Source organism: Campylobacter concisus (genome assembly GCF_002912425.1).
Taxonomy (GTDB): Bacteria; Campylobacterota; Campylobacteria; order Campylobacterales; family Campylobacteraceae; genus Campylobacter_A; species Campylobacter_A concisus_AH.
The window spans coordinates 33,669-52,714 of sequence record NZ_POYR01000164.1 but is presented as its reverse complement, the minus strand read 5'-3'; the positions used below and the strand labels follow the sequence as shown (position 1 = coordinate 52,714).

Here is a 19,046-nt window from a genome sequence, read left to right as displayed (position 1 = left end):
CTCTCCCTTACTGGGATGTTGGAAAAGTAGGTCGTTGCGGGCTTTGCTTAATCTGCTTTAATTCTTATATTATTTAATACTAGTTTTTATTAGTGTTACTTCTTGTCTAAGTGTAAAATAGTAGTTTTTTATTTTCTTATTTCTTTTTAATTGGCTTTTATTGATTAGGTGTAGTAAGGCTTTTATGTTTGTTTTTATGCTAGTTTTTAAAATCTTTAGACTGAATTTTACTTAATGATAATATGATCCTTTGCTTGAAAAGCAAAGAACAAAATCAAAGATCGAGATACAATTGTTTAGGCTAGAAAAGAGGCATATTTAATTATTTGCCTTGGATTAAAGTTCTAGAACATATACTAAAATTTGATATAAAAAGTTTTTAGGATTCTAACAATATTTTTTTAAAATAGCTATGAAGTTTGAAAGTACAAAATTTAAGCTGCTTGATGTAATAGATACAAGCAATTAGTAAGGTAGGCTTATTTAAAAAAGTACTATTGAACAAGGATGTAAAAGTTAAAGCAGTTAATAGATTAATAAAATTAGTCAGGTGTGAAAAGTAATTATATTTTTACCAAAAAAACTCAAAATTTTAGTAGCTGCTAAAAAGATGCTTGCACTTAAACTTATCGGCACTGCAATTAGTGTGCGTCTTTTCAACTGATAGTTTAGACATCACAAAGAAAAATGTATGACTAGAGATTTCTGACTTTGACGATCAGATTAAATCAAGTGTGTAAAAGACTTCAAATGCGGTGCAAATTTTCACTTCAAACGTTAGCGTTTCAAAAAGTATGCAAGCAGTGGCAACTTATGGCGGTAAAGAGTTAGAGCGTGAGACAGCTAAAAGAGCAAAAGAGTATAAGCTCATAAAAAACCTCTCTGATAAATTTACAAGCAAATTCCTGATCGGACTTGAAAATGGTAAAAGCATCACCACCAAAGAAATTTACAACATCACTTACCTTGAAAACGACCTCAAATTTAAGGAACTATCTAGCAAAGATAGGCTTTATAAAAAGGTAGATACGAGAGTTTAGGAGTAAATTTATGTTTGAAATTTGACCCATTTCTCCTAAAAAAATATAAACCAAAACCAGAGTTTATTTTTTAGAAAAGTATAGGAAAAAAGTATAGGAAATGATAGGTAAGTTTATATATGATATTTTATCATAAAAATAAATAGATAATTAATAATAATTTAAGTTTAAGAAAGACAAAATATCGTCTATATAGTTTACATTAAGGAGGTAAAAAATGAAAAGAATTTTAGTTTTACTTGTAGTTTTATTCTCTATTGGATTTTCCAAAGATCTTACTGAATTGGGAGACGAAGCTTACGATAAAGGTGACTACCAAAAAGCTGCTGAGCTTTATCAAAAAGCTTGTGATAGTGGAGAGACTATGGGTTGCTTTACCTTAGGGTTTTTATACTTAAACGGTCAAGGTGTAAAACAAGATTACCAAAAAGCTACTGAACTGCTTAAAAAAGCTTGTGATAGTGGAAATGCTATGGGTTGCTATAGTTTAGGGGTTTTATACGGAAACGGTCAAGGTGTAAGGCAGAATTACCAAAAAGCAACCCAGCTTTATCAAAAAGCTTGTGATAGTGGAAATGCTATGGGTTGCTATAATTTAGGGGCTTTATATCACAACGGTCAAGGTGTAAGGCAGAATTTTTCCACTGCAAAACAATACTGTGGCAAGGCTTGTGATTTAGGACTTCAGTTAGGATGTGATAATTACAGAATGCTAAATGAAAAAGGCTATTAAAAATTAATTAGCATGAGATGTTCTTTTCTGTTGTTAGACAATTACGAGACACTTTTAAAAGAAGAATGAAATCTGACCTAGGCGGTTGGTAAAAATTTAAGTAGCCTACAAATTTTATTGTAGGCCATTACTTTCAAAGGAATTGAAAATGATAACTAGCATAAACGGACTTAGCAACACACCGATACAAGATAACACTATTCAAAAAGAAAATACAATAGAAAATGTAGCCAAAAAAGGCAAGCAAGACAAAAACGCTACCGAAGAAAAATTTGACTACTCAAAGAATCTTTTTAAACCATGGAGCGAAACTATAAAAGAATTTATAGATATAGACAAAAGCAAAGAGGGCTGGATAGCAGATACTATAAATCGAATTGATAATATGCTGTCTGATTACACCATTCAAGAAAGACGAGCTTTATCAGCAAAAAGAGAACCAGAAAATATGGAAGAATTTAGAGTTCGCGAACTCCAAGATTACATGGACTGGTTGCTTACAAACTCTATAGACGGCAAACCAACGATAGTTGGTAAAATGGTTGGTCTTGGCACAGCAGAAGAGGAGGCGGAACTAGAAGCTTTTGTAAATTCATTTTCTGAAGATACGATGATGAGTAATGATGGTGCTGCTTTGTTTGTTAGAGCTGATCTAAGTATAGAAGAGTTTAAAAAGCTTTATAGAGAAGACGTAGAAAAAACTACAAAAGAGCATAAAGAATTTCTGGCTAAACTACACAAAGAAGAACAAGAATACAATGCAAATTTCGCTAAAGAGCAGGCTGAGAAAAAATTTAAACCTATGCAGATTAAGAAGAAGTATGAGACTTATGATATAAACAAGGATCAAAAATTTCTCTATACAAGAGAGCTTTTAAATTTCAAAGAAAAAAGAGGCATAGACGTCTTAGAGCTTATGCAAAAGATAGACAAGAAGCAAATTTTAAATAAGATGGCTTAACTGGTTAAGGATAGCCACCTTTTAAATTTATCTATTTAAACTTTTGTCTCATTTTGAAGCTTTGTGGCATGAGTTAGCACGCTATCTACTATCTCACCAGCACTTTTGCCATCTTTTGAAGTGAGCAAATTTATTTTTAGTAGCTCTTCTAAGATAAATTTGATCATCTTCTCATTTTTCAAAAGCCTTGAGAGAGGCACTATATCATCAGCCAAGCTTTGCTCATTCATTAGCTTTGAGTAAGAGCTTGCCTCCACGCTAAGCTTCGTCTCGCCACTATCACTAGCGATAGGGCTAAAACTCTTTAAAAATCCCACAAACACGCCAGCATTGCTATAAGTATCATTTGCTTGATATACCGACATATCAGGGTTAAATATATATTCATCACTGGCTCTTGCGTCAAGATGCTCTTTGCTAAAATTTAGCTCATAGACCTCGTGGCTTACTCTAAAGCCTCTGAGCTCATCTCTAACGCTCTTTGCATCGTTAAATTGATCAAATGTTTTATATACATTTGTAACAGATATCAGGCTCACATCTTTTAAGAAATTTGCATTTTTACCAAAGGTTTTTTGGTTAGTATCCAAGCTAAAGCCTTTTGGTAAATTTGCTAGATCAGCTTCATTATATCTATCTTTCTCGTCGCTCACAATGCTTTTAAAAAGTTTATAGTAGTGCTTTGTGGTATCAGCTACATCTATCTTTTCAAAGGCAGCCTTTCTTTTATCTTGTGTGAAGAGATATGTTTTGTTGTTGTATCTAACTATCTCATCAAGTGTGCTTTTGTGGATTTTAAAGTCCTTTGGCAAACCTGCAGCCTTATTAAAATCAGCTCCCATAAAGCCAGCTTTATCTACTGTGTAACCATAAGCTTGAAGGTCATTAAAATTTAAAGAGGCGAGGCTATTTTGTGAAGAAGAGGTATAAGTAAATTTAGCTGGTTCTTGGCTTGGCTCGCTAATCTTTTCTTTAACATTTTGCTTCAAAATATCACTAAAATTTACAGATCTATCTTGTTTGTGCTGTTGCTTAGTGTATGAATTTACATTTGTGCTTAAGATGCTAATATCATTCATGGTTTGCCTCCTAGCTTCTTGTATATTTTAAAGCAAAAGGTGTTCCAGTAAAATTTGAGTTTAAGAAAATGTGGGGAGATATGTCCTCCCCATAAAAAATGTTATTTATTTTTTGTCTTCGGCTACTTCTTCACAAGCTACTTTATAGCGGTATTTGCACGCTAGCTCTAGGTAGCTTTTTTGAGTGGCAGCATCATTTTTCTCGCCGTAAAAGTCAGCTAACTTATAGCAAGCAAAACCAAATCTTTGCTCACATGATTTTACAAATAGCTCATTTGCTTTGCCTTGCATTTTTGGGTCATCTTCATAGTATTCGCCAAGCTCAAAGCAAGCTTTTGGCGTGCCAAGATCGCATGATTTGGTTAGTGATTTTACGATCGTTTCATTGTCTTTTTTTGAGTTGATTGATTTTGAGTTTAGTAAAACCGCAAGTCTATAGCAACCCCTTTTATCGCCTAGATCACAAGCTTTTTGATAGTACATGACACCTTTGTTGATGTCTCTTCTGGCGTATGTTTTACCAAGCTTTAAACACCAAACAGCTTCATTATTTGCGCATTTTTGCTCGATCCTAGCTATCTTTTCAGCTCTACCGCAACCCGAGATAAACAAGATCGCAACAGCAGTTAGAATAAAATTTTTAAACACATTTACTCCTTTATCGTTAAAAATTTATTTAACTGCATTATAAAATCATATAACTTAGATTAAAATTTAAAAAGGAGTAGAAAGGTAAATTTGCCCCAAGGAGGACAAATTTATAAGTATAGCATTGTCCCAAGGCGGATCATGTTTGAGCCACATTTTATCGCTAGCTCGAAGTCACTACTCATGCCCATCGAGCAGATAGTTGCGCCTTTTGGCTTTAGGCTCTCATAAATTTTATATGTTAGCTCAAAGCTCTTTTGCACCTCTTTTGGCTCATCCACATGCGCTCCGATGCTCATCACGCCTTTTAAATTTATATTTTTGCACTTGCTTTGGATGCGCTCATAAATTTCAGCCGCATTTGCGACGCTCACACCTTGCTTTGTATCTTCATCGGCCGAGTTTATCTGAAGTAGGGTGTCTAGCTTGTAGCTAAGCCTTTTATCGACCTCTAGGGCTCTTTCGAAGCTATCACAGCTTTGCCAAAGCACTGGTTTTAGGCTTATCATTTGATTGATTTTATTGTTTTGCAAACGCCCTATCATGTGCCATTTGATGTCAGTGAAATTTTGAAGCTCTTGCTCTTTTTTGGCTAGCTCCTGGACTCTGTTTTCGCCAAAATTTCTCTGCCCTTGTGCGTAAAGCTCCCTCACTTCAGTGCATGTCACATTTTTACTAACGGCTATCAGCGTCACGTCTTTGCTTAAATTTTCTATCTTTTCAAGTAGATCTTTTAAAACTATCATCATAAACCTCCGCTTAATCTCATAATGTCATTAAAGGTCGCGAGCACCATTATGCCAAGCAGCAGCGCCCAGCCGCAGTAGGTAAGCGTAACAAGCACTCGCTCATTTATCTCGCGTCTAAAAATTAGTTCATAAATGTTAAATAAAATGTGCCCACCATCAAGCGCAGGGATAGGAAAGAGGTTTAGCACGCCTAAATTTACAGAGATGAGCGCCACGATGGTTAGAAGAACGCTAAGGCTGATCTTAGCGGCCTTTGAAGTGACATCGGCGATCTGAACGATGCCTCCGACCTCTTTTAGTGGCACAGCTCCAACGACTAGCTTTTCAAAGCTTTTAAAGATGAGCTTTGAAGCCTCGATCGTCTCGCCAAAGGCAAATTTTAGGCTCTCTAAACCTGTGTGATAAATTTTCACCACTTCGCCACTAGGCTGGATGCCGATAAGTGGGCGCTGCACCTTTTCATTAAATAAATTTATCGTTTCACCTATCTTTGGTGTTAAATTTATAGTCATTTGCGAGCCGTTGCGATCTATCAAAATGGCGCTAGGTTCAAGCTTTACATTTTTGCTGATCTCGTCCCACTCGTTTATTTTTACGCCATTTATCTCTAAAATTTTATCGTTTATTGCTATGCCAGCGCTTGCAGCTGCCGAGCTTTCTGCTATGTGTCCGACACTTGGCGCAAGTCTTTCAACACCGATAAATCCAAGCAAAATGTATATGAAAAATGCCAAGATAAAGTTAAAAAATGGTCCTGCAAAGAGGATGTAGATGCGCTTTATGGGACTTAGTACGTTGTAGCTATCAGCGTCGTAGTTTTTGGCCTTTGGGTCGGTGTCGTCTTGCCCTTTTAGCTGCACGTATCCGCCAAGCGGGATAGCGCTTAGGCAGTAGTCGGTGCCGCCAACATTTTTGGTGTAAATTTTCTCGCCAAAGCCGATGCTAAAGGTATTTACTTTGACGCCGAGCATTCTTGCTGCTAAAAAGTGGCCAAGCTCATGGAAAAATATGAGAAAACTAATGGCTAAAACGGTCACTAAAAAATAAAACGAATACGCATAAAGCCCAAGGCAAAGCAGGGCTAGCGTGAAGAGAATGCCTTTCAAAACTTACCTTTTTTTGAAAAAATTGATGAGATTTTAGCCAAAGTTTATAAATTTACTCTCAAATTTGGCTTGCCATCTAGGCGAAAATTTCTCTTAGCCAAGAGAGTGTTTTGGCTCTATTTAGCCCTTTGCTGAGACTAAAATAAGTTTTATCTTTATCGTCTAGGTCAAATTTCACATTAAAACGTGACTTTGCTTGATCAACAAATGGCTTTAAATTTAAAATATCAGGGCAGGGCAAAATATCTTTTGGCAGCTCTTGTAAAAAGCTCATGCCATCATCGTTAAAATTTATTCTAGCCCTTGGCACAGCGTCGTTTCTAAGCTCTATCTCAAATGTGTGATCATACACAAATGGCGCAAAAAGGCGAATTTCTAAGTGAAATTTACCGGCTAGCTCATCATCGCTTAAGCCTTGATTACTAAACCAGTAGCCAAAATTTACAGCATTTAGCGAGATGTCAAAATCATAAGGATCAGCAGGGCTCACGCCTATACGGCGCAAAAGCTCATATATAGGCAGTTTTGCCTGCAAGTCACCATAATAGTCATAAAGCTTGGCAAGTAGCGGATGTGAACGGCCGGCTCTCTCTTGCAAGCGTAAAATTTCAAAGATATATCTGTGCGCAAACGAGCGGTGCGATACCGAGCGAGTGACCTGCGTGCTTAGATAGTCTAAAATTTCAGGGCTTTTTGAAAAGCTCATCGCGCTCCAAATGCCACGCAAAGTCTCTACGTCGTTATCAAACGTATCAAATTTATCTGCATGGGTTTTGTTATATTCTAAAGCGCAGCTTAATAAAAATTCATTTAGCTCGGGGCTTATCACGCTGCCGATCTTTTCTAAATTTTTAGCATCGTGATAAAAATTTGTGTTGATGATCTTTTGATTTAGTTTTTTCGCTTGTTTTTGTAGGGTTGGCTCTAAATTTGCAGTACCCTTTAAAATAATCTCTTGCAAGTCGTAGCTCAAATTTAACTCTTTTTCATCGCTTTTACGTAGGCAAAAATGTATTCAAACCCAGAATAAAGGGTAAGCGCAACAGCGATCCAGAGCAAAAGCTCGCCACCAGGCCAGCTCATCAGTAAAAATCCGACCGCAAACATCTGCGAAACGGTTTTGACCTTGCCAGCCATCGAAGCAGCGACCTCGACGCCGTCACTTGCCATCACGACACGAAAGCCAGTTATAAAAAACTCTCTTACCAAGATAAGATAAACTGCCCAAGCGCTCGCTCTGCCAAGCATCATAAGACCCAAAAATGCAGCTAAGATCAGCATCTTATCAGCTAGTGGGTCAAGGATCGCGCCAAGTTTGGTCTTTTGATCCCAGCTTCTAGCGATGTAGCCGTCAAAAAAGTCAGTGACCGAGGCGATCACAAAGATAAGAGCTGCGAAGTAGTTTATCCAGCTTATATGAATTTGCGTAAAAATTCCTGGCGCATTTACGAGCATAAAAAACATAAGCGGAGCTAGCAATATTCTAAAAAATGCCAGTGAATTTGGTAAATTTAAGCTCACAAATATGCCTTTATGCCTAGAAATTTAGCTCTCATTTAAAAGTCGTGCCACCATCTATTATAAATGTATGTCCAGTCACCCAGCTAGCCTTAGATGAGCATAAAAATAGACACGCCCCAGCTAGATCAGCAGGCTGTCCCATGCGGTTTAGTGGGCTAAGCTTTGCCGTCATATCGCGCACCTCTTCGTAGTTGGTAAAGGCTCTTAGTGCATCTGTCTCGATAGGGCCGCCGCTTACGACATTTACGCGGATGTTTTTCTCACCAAGCTCGGTCGCAGCGTATCTTGCCATCGCTTCAACGGCTGCTTTTGCTGTGCCGTGGCCTGCGTAGTTTTCGATATAGACCAAATTTCCAGTCGAACTTAGGCTAATGATACTGCCACCACCCACTTTTTCCATGCGTTTTGCAGCCTCTTGTGCGCCCACGACAAAGGCATTTACAGTTGCTGTGAAGATATTATTTATACCTCTTGGTTTTAGCTTCATAAATTTGGTGTATCCGCCAGCCACCGCGCGACCTGAGATGATAGCGTTTGAGATGAAAAAATCAACCCTGTCAAAGTCCTCATCTATCTTTAAAAATAGCTCCTTATAGGTCTCTGGCTCAAGGATGTTTAGCGCGTAGGCTCTAGCTTTTATCTTGTAGGTAGCCTCAAGCTCTTTTGCCTGCTCTTTGGCAAGCTCCTCGTTTGAGTTGTAGGTAAAAGCTATATTTACGCCAGCTTTTGCAAATTCTTCGACTATGGCTCTGCCGATGCCTCTAGTGCCGCCGCTGATGACTAGCGTTTTACCTTTAAATTCGTTTAGTGTGTCCTTCATTAAAATCCCTTTATTTCGTAATTTTTAATAACTTCTTCAATCTTTTTGAAATTTTCTTTGCTCGGTTTGCAAAGTGGCAAGCGGTACTCCAAAGTGTCGATTAGCCCAGCTAGATACATCGCCGCTTTGATCGGTATCGGGTTGCTTTCGCAAAAGAGCGTTTTGTTTATCGTATAGAGGTTGTCATTTATCAGTTTTGCTTTTTTGTATTCTTCATTCATCGCAAGGTGAGTAAGCTGTGAAATTTGATCTGGCAAGAGGTTTGCAGTGACCGAGATGACGCCCTTGCCACCGTATGATAGGATAGGGTAGTTTATCGCATCTTCGCCGCTGATGACTACTAAATCAGGCTCGTGAGCTAGCAGATCGACACATCTATCGATGCTGCCTGTTGCTTCTTTGATGCCAAAAATATTTTTACAATCTTTAAAAAGTCTAAAAACGGTCGCTGGCAAGATATCTACGCCAACTCTGCCTGGGACGTTGTAAAGAAGCACTGGAATTTCTATGCTGTTTGCGATAGCTTTGTAGTGCTCGTAAAGCCCTTCTTGTGTTGGTTTGTTGTAGTAAGGAGCGACTGATAAGATGCCGTGAGCACCGTGAGCTTGGGCAAATTTAGCGATATCGATGGCCTCGTGAGTGGCGTTGCTACCAGCTCCAGCGAGTACCTTGACATCTGTGCCTTTACATGCATCTACTGCGATCTCGATGCAAATTCTATGCTCATCATGCGTTAGAGTCGCGCTCTCACCAGTTGTTCCAACTGGCACAACGACGTCTATGCCGTTTTTTATCTGTCTTTTTATCAGTTTTTCAAAACTGACTTCGTCTATTTTTTGATTTTTAAATGGCGTAACTAGTGCTGTCATCGCACCTTGAAGCGAATTTTTCACGTCTATTCCTTTTTTAAGATTATTGTCGTGCTAGTTTTTTCATTGAAATATCTATTTGCTATCTCTTTTAAAAGCTTAGCATCTATCTTATCTATATTTTTCTCAAGCTCGTAAAGTGGCTTTATGTCGCCTCTAGCAAGGTATGAGCCATATAAATTTGCCACCTTGCTCGCGCTCTCAAATGAGTAGATAAAATCAGTTTTTATCAAATTTTTAACTCTTAAAACATCCTCTTTGTCGATTGGCTTTCCCTTTAGATCATCTATGATTTTTAAAATTTCAGCCTCAACCGCGCTAGCCTCGACATCTGGGTTGCAAACTGCTAAAAATATAAATAAATTTTCATCAACGCAGCTCATATTGTAAGCGTAAATTTGATTTACAAGCATTAGCTCATCGACTAGGCGCTGCTGCAAGATAGAGCTTTTGCCAGTGGCTAGATATTCGCTTATTGCATTTAGCCCCACTTGATCAGCGTGTCTAAAGTCTGGGATCTTATAAGCGATAGCTAGCATTTGCGTTTGGCTATCTTTGTAGATGATAGCCCTTCTTGCGCCGTCTTGCTCAGGCTCTTTGCAGTGTAGTTTTGGTATGGCTCTTTTATTTTTTATGCTGCTAAAGTTTTTCTTAGCTAGCTTAAATGCCTCGTCCTTGCCGATGTCGCCACTTATCATCAAAATGGCGTTTTTTGGCTGATAGTATGTAGCGTGAAATTCTTTTATATCAGCGATCTTCCAGTTTTCGATATCTTTTATGAAGCCTATTGGCGTCCAGTGGTATGGGTGGTAGATAAATGCGTAGTTGTAGAGCCTAAAGTAGAGGTATCCCATAGGGTTGTTGTCTGTTCGCCACCTGCGCTCTTCGTGCACCACCTCGCGCTCTGGCTGAAATTCTTTATCTTTTAGGCTTAAATTTTTCATAAGCTCGGCAAAAAGTCCAAGCGTTTTGTCTAAATTTTCATTTGAGGCTTTTATAAAGTAGTGAGTGTAGTCAAAGCCCGTGCTTGCGTTATTTACGCCGCCAAAGCCCTTTACGATCTCGTCAAACTCCCCAGCTCGTAAATTTTTGGTTGATTTGAAATTTAGATGCTCTAGCATGTGAGCAATGCCGCTTTTGCCCATCACTTCGTTTCTGGAGCCAACTTTATAAAAGACATCGACGCTTATCACTTTTGAGCCAGGATTTACTGGCACATGATAAATTTCAAGTCCATTTTCTAGTTTAAATTTATTAAATTTTATCAATCTCTTGCCCTCTATTTTTTAACATTTGCGCCGACTGCTTCACTGATAGAGGCAAAGCCATCTCTTTTTAAAAGCTCTAAAATTTCTAAATTTATATCTCTTGCGATCATCGGCCCTTTGAAGATGAAGCTTGTAAAAATTTGGACCAAATTTGCTCCCATTTTTATGCGCTCATAAGCCTCTGCACCGCTATCTATGCCGCCACACGCGATAAGCGTCGTCTTGCCATAAAGCTCATCAGCCACGGCTTTAAAGATATCTTTTGACTTTTTGGCGATCACTTTGCCACTTAGTCCGCCAAAATCCTTTAAATTTGACGAGTGAGAGAGCGAATAATCAACGCTTGTGTTTGAAACGAGCACACCACTAGCGCCGTTTTCTACCGCGCAGCTACAAAGTTTGATCGCATCTTCGTGGCTCATATCGGGAGCTATCTTAAAGATGATCGGCTTTTTAGTAAGTGGCAAAATGACGCTAAAAAGCTCTTTTATAAAGCTCTCATCTTGCAGCGCTCTTAAATTTGGCGTGTTTGGAGATGAGACGTTTATGACAAATGTGTCGCAAATTTCACTAAATTCTCTTACTAAAATTTCATAGTCTTTTATCGCATCTTCGTTTGGTGTAACCTTGTTTTTACCGATGTTTGCCCAGATCGGTATGGTAAAAGGATAGATCTTTTTTACTCTATTTTTGATAGCTTCGCAGCCTTCATTGTTAAAGCCCATCGCATTTTGGATGCTCTCTTCGTCTATGAGCCTAAAAAGTCTTGGTTTTGTGTTGCCAGGTTGTGGTTTTGGTGTAAAAGTGCCAAATTCTAAATGTCCAAAACCAAGAGCCGTAAGCGCCTCAAACATCGTGGCGTTTTTATCAAAGCCGCCAGCTATGCCAACTGGGTTGTGATAGGTGTTTGAGAATAAATTTTGTTTTAGCGCGTTGTCATCGACCACGCATTTGTGCGCTAAAAAGCTTAGCGAGCCAGGGAAGATTTTATTTGCCCCAACCATCGCTACTTCAGCGATCTTGTGGGCAGTTTCAGGATCAAATTTGAAAAATATAGATTTTAAAGTATTGTAGTTTAAGCTCATTTTAACCTCTTTAAAATGCCTAAAATTTCTGCAAATCTTAGCAAAAATCGCCTTAAACTAAGGCTTTGCCCTTAAGTTTTGCATAAATTTCATTTCTCTTGCTAAGCTCCTCGTCGCTTCCACTATCAATGATCTTGCCATCACTCAAAACTGCGATCTTATCGGCATTTTCAACCGTGCTTAAGCGGTGAGCGATGACGAAGATGATCTTTTTACTTCTTAGATTATTTATCGCTTTTGTGATCTCTTTTTCGCTCTCGTTATCAAGTGCAGAGGTAGCCTCGTCAAAGATGAGGATTTGTGGATTTTGATAAAGTGCTCTAGCTATGGCGATGCGCTGTCTTTGACCGCCTGAGAGGTTGGTGCCAAATTCATTTAAGATAGTGTTTATGCCGTTATCAAGCTTGCTTACAAACTCATAGGCATTGGCTAGTTTTAGTGCGTTTATAACGGCATCTTCGTTAAATTCTCTGCCGTAAGCTACGTTTTTAGCAACTGTGTCGTTAAAGATATAGACACGCTGGGTTACAAGGCCGATATTTTGGCGAAGTGAGCGAATTTTGATATCTTTTAAATTTATGCCATTTATCAAAATTTCTCCGCCATTTACGTCGTAAAATCTCATAAGCAAATTCATAAGCGAGCTTTTTCCGCCGCCGCTTGAGCCAACAAGGGCTATAAATTCTGACTTATTTGCCTCTAAATTTATCCCTTTTAAGACCTCTTTGTCGCCGTAGCTTAGGCGGACATCGTTAAATTTGATCAAATTTATCTCTTCGTTTAGCTCTTTTTGGCCATCTTTTATCTGGCTTACTTTATCCATCAAGAAAAACGTCCTCTCGCTTGCTGCGATGGCGTCTTGCATCTTATTATAGATATTTACGATGCGTTTTAGCGGGGTGTAGAGCATGAAAAGCGCTGTTAAAAATGAAAAGAATGCGCCCATATTTATATGCCCGTCGATGACGTCTTTACCACCTATTATTATGACCGCTGCCACGCCTATTGAGCCTATGGTCTCCATTAGTGGGCTTACTAGCTGCTCGATCTTGACGCTTTTTAAATTTAGCCTAAAAAATTTGTTATTTTCATCAACAAAGCGTGAATGCTCGTATTCTTGGGCGTTATTTGCTTTGATTATCTCGATATTTGTAAAAATTTCACTAAGCGCAGAGGTGATGTCTGATGTTTTTTCTTGCGACTGTTTTGAAATTTTCTTCATCCTTTTAGCAAGGCGTGAGATCGGATAGATCGCCACTGGCATGACGACAAGGGCGAAAAACGCCAGCTTTGGACTTTGATAAACAACAACACAAAGAAGTCCTATAATGGTGACTGACTCTCTTGTTAGCTCAGGTATGATGCTTGAGACTATCGATCTTATGCGGTCGATGTCGTTTGTCGTTCTACTGATTAGCTCGCCGGTTCTAAATTCATTGAAAAAATCCATATCTAAATTTAAAAGGTTTGCAACCATCTTTTCGCGAAATCTCCTAATCGTATCTTGCCCGATATATGCCGTAAAATAGGCCTGCATGAAGGTTCCGATGTTTTTTATCACATAGATCGCGATGATGGCGCAAGGCAAGATGTAGAGCAACTTTTCGTTTTTCTCAACGAAAATTTTATTTAGCACAGGCTCTACCAGATAGGCACTTACCGCCGTTCCACCACTGGCAAGCCCCATGCCGATGATGGCAAAAATAAAGTGTGGGATATAGTCTTTAAAATATGGACCAAAGCGCTTTAGCACATCTTTTAAGCCAAAATTATTCATTATTTCTCTCCCAAACTGCGCCATTTGGTGTGTCCATGATAGAGATATTTATTTTTGCTAGCTCATCTCTTATCTCATCAGCCCTTGCGAAATTTCTCTCTTTTTTAGCTACCGCGCGCTCATCAAGCAGTTTTTGGATATGCTCTTTTTGCTCGTCACTTACACCAAACTGAAAATACTCCACATAGTTTGTGATAGCAATGCCTAAAATTTCACCTATAAGCTCTAAATTTGCCACCACTTCGGCCTTATATGCTTTATCTTTTGGGTTGTTATCAAGTCTTTCATTGGCCGTTTTTACAAACTCATCGACACTTGCAAGCGCTTTTGAAGCGTTTAGATCATCGCTTAGTGCTTCAAGTAGCTCATTTTTAAAGTTCTCATTTGCCATGCCTGCTTGCACGCCATCAACTCTTTTTTTGAGGCGGTAAATTTTATCAAGCCTCTTCTTTGAAGCTACTAGATCTTCATCTGAATAGTTAAAGTGAGCCCTATAATGGCTCGTAAGCAAGTAATATCTAAGCACTTCGCCATGAACGTTTTTTAGGGCGTCCTTTACGAAAAAGCTGTTGTTTAGGCTCTTGCTCATCTTTTCGTTATTTACTTTTATAAATCCGTTGTGCATCCAGTATTTGCTCAAATTTTTATGATAAGCGCATCTGCACTGGCTTGCCTCATTTTCGTGGTGCGGAAAGAGCAGGTCGATACCGCCAGCGTGGATGTCGATCTCAAATTCCTCGTTCTTTTTATCGCTTAAAAACTCCCTTATCATCGCCACACACTCAGTGTGCCAGCCAGGGCGACCCTTGCCAAATGGGCTCTCGTACCATTTCTCGTCAAATTTCCAAAGCACAAAGTCTTTTTCATCTCTTTTCTCGCAAAAACATACTACGCGTGCGATTAGATCGGTGTTGTTATCCTTGCCGCTAATGCTAAAATAGCCACTATCCTTGCTCGTGTCAAAGTAAATTCCATCGCACGTTTTATACGCCACGCCTCTATCCATAAGCACCTTGATGTAGCTGATGATCGCCTCCAAGCACTGCGTAGCCTTTGGTTTAAAGTCTGGATCAAGCACGTTTAAAGCGCCCATGTCGCTTTCGTAGTGTGCTATATATTTATTTGTGATCTCCTCTAGGCTTTGTCCGGTTTGCGCCATTTTATTTAAAATTTTATCGTCGATATCGGTGTAGTTTCTTGCAAATTTGACCTTGTAGCCAAGTGCTTTTAAGATCCTTCTTAAAAGATCAAAGCTAACGGCTGACTTTGCATGTCCCAAATGCGCGTCGTCATAGACTGTTGGACCGCACAGATAGATGCTAACTTCGCCATCTTTAATAGGGCTAAACTCAACCTTTTCTCTTTTAGAAGTATCAAAAATTCGCATTAAATATATCCTTTAAAAATGTTAAACCAAAATAGAGCAAAACCGCCGCAACAGCGATAGCGGCTATAAATTTAGGCTCGATTATAGCTAAAAATCGCTTAGCTCCAAAGGCTCTTATATATAAAATAAGCTGCAAAAATCCCCCAAGCGAGCTTGCAAATGCAAGGCCAGCTGCTCCAAATTTCTGCATCAAAATGACTGCTAGGATCAAATTTATCACAAGGCAGATGATAGAAATTTTGGCTGCCTCTTTTTGCTTCATATTTGCATAGAGCCAAAGTGAGAAAATTTTAGCCAGTCCAAATGGCGTAAGCCCCACCAAATAAGCACTTAGCACCTTGGCGCACTCAATGGTGTTTGCCCTTACGAAATTTCCTCTCTCAAACAAGAGCCAAATGATAAATTCGCTTAGCACAACGCCTGTGATCGTGGCTGCTAGCAGGGCGCAAAGTAGCAGGTAAAAGCTCTTTTTCGTCCAAACTAGGGCGTTTGCCTCGTCTTTTTGCTTTAAAAGTCTGGTGATCTTTGGAAAGAGTGCCTGAGATAGCGCGATCGCAAAGATGGCAAGTGGGAGCTGAAAAATTCTATTTGCATAAAAAAGGTAGCTTATCGAGCCACTTACCAAAAAGCTAGCTAGCCAAGTGTCCATAAATGCGCTTATCTGCATCGCACTTGAGCCAAGTAAGCCGTGATAAAAATTTATAAAAAAGCCTTTGCTCTGCGCTCTTTTGCCCTTAAAATATCCACTTAGACCACCCCAAAAAATTTTATTTAAGGCGTTAAATTTCATAGCGATTAGATGCACTAAAACCTGCAAAATGCCGCCTGCAACGACGCCAAAGCTAAGATAAAGTGCTACCACGCTCTCGCTCTTGCCACGAGCTAAAAGTAGTGAAGCGATCATGGCTAAATTTAGCAGCGCAGTAGAAAACGCAGTCGTTGCAAAGTGCCCTTTATACTGAAGCAGCGCACCCATGAAAGTGACGATATAAACAAGGGCTAGATAGTAAAAATTTATACGCACGAGCGGCACCGCGTCTGTGATATTTTGCTCGCTTAAACCGCTTGCGATGATCTTTATAAAGTAGGGCGTAAATAAATTTACAAGAAGCGTCAAAACGCCTATAAAAAGTAGAAATTTGATGAAAATTTCCGCTTGAAAGATCGCTTTTTTCTTGCTATTTGCAAAATTTGGCAAAAATGCCTGCGTAAAGGCACCCTCACCAAAGATACGGCGAAACAAATTTGGTATCTTAAAAGCTATAAAAAAGAGGTCGCTAAATATGCCAGCACCAAGGATAGAAGCCGTTAAAAGATCTCTTATAAGCCCTAAAATCCTTGAAGTCATGATGCCAACTGAGTTTGAAAAAAAGCCTTTTATAAACATCGCCCACCTAGTAAATTTAAAAACGCAATAGTAACAAAAGATGCTTTAAAGCTTACATAACCCAAATTTAATAAAGTTTTAGAGATAATAAGAGCCAAAATTTTATGTGAAATGGATCAAATTTGAGCGAGAACGTGCAAGAAAACGAGAGATTTTTACCGCCAACGCAAATTCAAACTTCAACACCTTATTTATCGCTTAAAGAGTTAAGCAAACAATATAGCGTGCCGGTAGAATTTATAGATTACAAACTCTCAAATATCTTAACTTACTACAAAAATAAAGACAACGTCGAGCCAGTTTTTGTCCCTGAAGAAAATTTAAGCTTTTTTGATGACAACACATTTTATCTTGACGAGACGCTAGAGATCGAGCAGGTCTATGACGTGGAGTTTTTTGACGTGAGGCTAAATGCCACGCCAAAGCTCCCAAAGATCGACATCGGCGTAAATTCAACCATCACAAAGGTCATCGCAAAGGTTAGAGCGAGCAAAGAGTGCGAATACGAGCAACACTACGAAGATAAGCTTTATGAATACATCGCAAAGCAGCTTATGAAAGCTCAAATTTTAATAGGCATAAGGATCGGCAAGCTAAAAGAGGAGCTAAAGCAAATCGCTTCGATCATCCACGTAAAAGGCGAGCTTGACAAGGACTACACGCTAAATTTAACCCAAGGCATCAACCCTAAAAAAGCGATCGATGCTAAGATCATCTACTACTACAAAGATAAGCTTGATGGGTTAAAAGACGAGGATAAGGTTGATTACGCTGATAGGGGCTTTGTCTTTGGCGTGGCAAAAGATGAAGTGATAATGGAGGAGAAAAAGTCACACGAGGGCGCAAATGGACGTGATGTAAGAGGCAAACTTATAGAGGTTGCAAAGCCAAAAGAAGAGAGCGAAAAAGAGATAAGCATAAGCGAAAATATCGAGCGCGTAGAAAATGACGAGAGCATAAAATATATCGCTAAAAAAGCGGGCTACGTGGTCGAGAAAAACGGCTCTTTTGACATTGAAGAGCGCATAGAGATAAATGAAGCAAATTTTAAAACGACTGGCTCGATCCAAGCAGGCACAGACACAAACGTCACATTAGTAGTTCGCGAAACTGATACGATCAAAGACGCTATCGGCACTGGCATCATCGTGGAGGCTGATGAGATCGAGGTAAAAGGAAACGTCGGCGCAAATGCGATGGTCAAGGCAAATGATGTAAATATCGGCGGTCAAACTCACCAAAAGGCTAAAATTTACGCCAAACATGCCAAAATTTCTATCCACATCGGCAAGGTAGAGGCTGAAAGCGTCGAGATAGATAGGCTTGAAGGTGGCACTGTCATAGCAAAAAGAGTAAAAATTAATAGCGTAGTTGGTGGCTCTATAACAGCTCAAAACATCCAGATAGACACGCTTGGCTCAAACTGCACCATCACAGCCTCGCACTTAATCGACGTTAGATATCTAAGAGGCACTGATAATAAATTTATCATTGACGCTAGCAAGATGCCTGAGAGTGCGGAGGCTACGCAAGACCAGCTAAGTAAGATCGAAAGCACCAAGTCTGAGCTAGCTACGCTTCTAAAAAACATAGAGAGCAAGAAAAATGTCATCAACGAGAACAAAGACTCGATCTACACAATAAAAGCTAAGATCGAGGAGCTCTCAAAGGCAAAGGTGATACCGCCAGTTACGTTCATGAAAAAGCTAAAAGAGTATCAAGGGCTAGTTAATGAGTATAACACATTGCTTGGGATATTTAAAGAGAAAAAAGAGCTTTTGGCTGATCTAAAAGATGAGCTTGAGATCATGCAAAATGGCATATTCTCAGCCAAAGTGATAAACAGAGGCAACTGGATCGAGCTAAATGAGATAAGATTTGTCATCGTCGATCCTCCGCAAAATGTCACCTACGTCTCGAAGCAAAACGAGACCGCTCACGTCATCACGCTAGATAAATTTGATAACGGCGGCGAGGTCGAATACAAGATCAAAAAGTCAAACAAACTTGAAGACTACGCGGATATAAATTTCATGGAACAAAAGGTTAAATGATGATAAAAGCAATCGAAGGCGTCGTTACAAAAAAAGAGCCTGCATTTGCCATACTTAAGACAAATAGCGGCGTAAGTTATGGGATTTTCATCTCGCTTTTTTGCTCAGCAAAACTTAGTAAAGGCGAAAAAGTCGAGCTTGCCATAACGCAGATCATAAGAGAGGACGCAAATTTACTCTACGGCTTTTTAGACGCAAACGAGCAAAAGATGTTTGAGATGCTTATCAAGCTAAATGGGATAGGGGCTAGCACAGCGATGGCGGTTTGCTCAAGCCTTAGCTCGCAGGCATTTACAAACGCCATAATAAGCGGCGACGCAGACACTTTTAAAAGCGTGCCAGGCATCGGACCAAAGACAGCTAGGCGCATAATAGCCGAGCTAAGTGATGCAAAACTAATAAACGACGAGAGCGTGCCAAGCTACCAAAATGAGGCACTTTTGGCACTTGAGGCGCTTGGCTTTAAGCGTGAGAAGATAGTAAAAATTTTGCCTGATTGTAAGAGTGAAAACACGAGCGATCTTATAAAAGAGGCACTTAAAAAACTAGGATAAGGATAAAA

General features: G+C 39.3%; 18 protein-coding genes. 5 read left to right on the top strand and 13 right to left on the bottom strand.

All coding sequences use genetic code 11. The features are described 5' to 3' along the window. Window positions 1–755: 755 nt before the first annotated feature. From CYP84_RS08955 to CYP84_RS08945, 3 genes are all read left to right on the top strand, one after another. Window positions 756–1,040 carry an SU10 major capsid protein gene (locus CYP84_RS08955; protein WP_103612076.1) on the top strand — a complete coding sequence of 95 codons (285 nt, stop codon included), beginning with the start codon at window positions 756–758 and terminating at the stop codon, window positions 1,038–1,040. A gap of 217 nt (window positions 1,041–1,257) precedes the next feature. Next, window positions 1,258–1,773, top strand: coding sequence for a tetratricopeptide repeat protein (locus CYP84_RS08950; RefSeq protein WP_103637313.1), 516 nt, complete (start codon window positions 1,258–1,260; stop codon window positions 1,771–1,773). A gap of 148 nt (window positions 1,774–1,921) precedes the next feature. Then, a complete protein-coding gene (locus CYP84_RS08945) occupies window positions 1,922–2,734 on the top strand; it encodes a cell surface protein (protein WP_103612073.1) in 813 nt (270 codons plus the stop codon). A gap of 35 nt (window positions 2,735–2,769) precedes the next feature. Here CYP84_RS08945 and CYP84_RS08940 read toward each other — a convergent pair whose 3' ends face one another. The 13 genes from CYP84_RS08940 to murJ all read right to left on the bottom strand — a co-directional run bounded on the left by CYP84_RS08940 (window position 2,770) and on the right by murJ (window position 16,430). Further along, entirely contained in the window at window positions 2,770–3,813 is a 1,044-nt protein-coding gene (locus tag CYP84_RS08940; protein WP_103637312.1) for a Cj0814 family flagellar-dependent secreted protein, read from the bottom strand. Window positions 3,814–3,918: 105 nt separating this feature from the next. Then, window positions 3,919–4,461, bottom strand: coding sequence for a tetratricopeptide repeat protein (locus tag CYP84_RS08935; protein WP_103574981.1), 543 nt, complete (start codon window positions 4,459–4,461; stop codon window positions 3,919–3,921). A 110-nt stretch (window positions 4,462–4,571) separates the two neighbouring features. Beyond that, window positions 4,572–5,210 carry a YggS family pyridoxal phosphate-dependent enzyme gene (locus tag CYP84_RS08930; protein WP_180996407.1) on the bottom strand — a complete coding sequence of 213 codons (639 nt, stop codon included), beginning with the start codon at window positions 5,208–5,210 and terminating at the stop codon, window positions 4,572–4,574. Further along, entirely contained in the window at window positions 5,207–6,316 is a 1,110-nt protein-coding gene (gene rseP / locus CYP84_RS08925) for an RIP metalloprotease RseP (protein ID WP_103637311.1), read from the bottom strand. Before rseP ends, CYP84_RS08930 begins: the two co-directional genes overlap by 4 nt. A 76-nt stretch (window positions 6,317–6,392) precedes the next feature. Beyond that, entirely contained in the window at window positions 6,393–7,289 is an 897-nt protein-coding gene (locus CYP84_RS08920; protein ID WP_103637310.1) for a hypothetical protein, read from the bottom strand. Window positions 7,290–7,291: 2 nt separating this feature from the next. Further along, entirely contained in the window at window positions 7,292–7,837 is a 546-nt protein-coding gene (gene pgsA, locus CYP84_RS08915) for a CDP-diacylglycerol--glycerol-3-phosphate 3-phosphatidyltransferase (RefSeq protein ID WP_103590285.1), read from the bottom strand. 31 nt (window positions 7,838–7,868) lie between these two features. After that, window positions 7,869–8,657, bottom strand: a complete 789-nt coding sequence (locus CYP84_RS08910) for an enoyl-ACP reductase (RefSeq protein WP_002942175.1) — start codon at window positions 8,655–8,657, stop codon at window positions 7,869–7,871. Continuing rightward, entirely contained in the window at window positions 8,657–9,526 is an 870-nt protein-coding gene (gene dapA, locus CYP84_RS08905) for a 4-hydroxy-tetrahydrodipicolinate synthase (protein ID WP_051282761.1), read from the bottom strand. The genes CYP84_RS08910 and dapA overlap by 1 nt, the downstream gene beginning before the upstream one ends. A gap of 26 nt (window positions 9,527–9,552) precedes the next feature. After that, window positions 9,553–10,794: a M16 family metallopeptidase gene (locus CYP84_RS08900; RefSeq protein ID WP_103637309.1), complete on the bottom strand. Its 1,242-nt coding sequence runs from the start codon at window positions 10,792–10,794 to the stop codon at window positions 9,553–9,555. Between the two features lie 11 nt (window positions 10,795–10,805). Beyond that, the gene (locus CYP84_RS08895) at window positions 10,806–11,879 is read right to left on the bottom strand and encodes a quinone-dependent dihydroorotate dehydrogenase (protein WP_103637308.1); all 1,074 of its coding nucleotides are present in this window, start codon (window positions 11,877–11,879) and stop codon (window positions 10,806–10,808) included. Window positions 11,880–11,931: 52 nt separating this feature from the next. Further along, a complete protein-coding gene (locus CYP84_RS08890; RefSeq protein WP_103637307.1) occupies window positions 11,932–13,656 on the bottom strand; it encodes an ABC transporter ATP-binding protein in 1,725 nt (574 codons plus the stop codon). After that, entirely contained in the window at window positions 13,649–15,043 is a 1,395-nt protein-coding gene (cysS, locus tag CYP84_RS08885; protein WP_103637306.1) for a cysteine--tRNA ligase, read from the bottom strand. The genes CYP84_RS08890 and cysS overlap by 8 nt, the downstream gene beginning before the upstream one ends. Continuing rightward, the gene (gene murJ, locus CYP84_RS08880; protein WP_103637305.1) at window positions 15,030–16,430 is read right to left on the bottom strand and encodes a murein biosynthesis integral membrane protein MurJ; all 1,401 of its coding nucleotides are present in this window, start codon (window positions 16,428–16,430) and stop codon (window positions 15,030–15,032) included. The genes cysS and murJ overlap by 14 nt, the downstream gene beginning before the upstream one ends. A gap of 122 nt (window positions 16,431–16,552) precedes the next feature. Here murJ and CYP84_RS08875 point away from each other — a divergent pair, with 122 nt between their 5' ends. Further along, a complete protein-coding gene (locus CYP84_RS08875; protein WP_103637304.1) occupies window positions 16,553–18,484 on the top strand; it encodes a flagellar assembly protein A in 1,932 nt (643 codons plus the stop codon). Next, window positions 18,484–19,038, top strand: coding sequence for a Holliday junction branch migration protein RuvA (gene ruvA / locus CYP84_RS08870; protein WP_103637303.1), 555 nt, complete (start codon window positions 18,484–18,486; stop codon window positions 19,036–19,038). Before CYP84_RS08875 ends, ruvA begins: the two co-directional genes overlap by 1 nt. Window positions 19,039–19,046 lie beyond the last annotated feature (8 nt).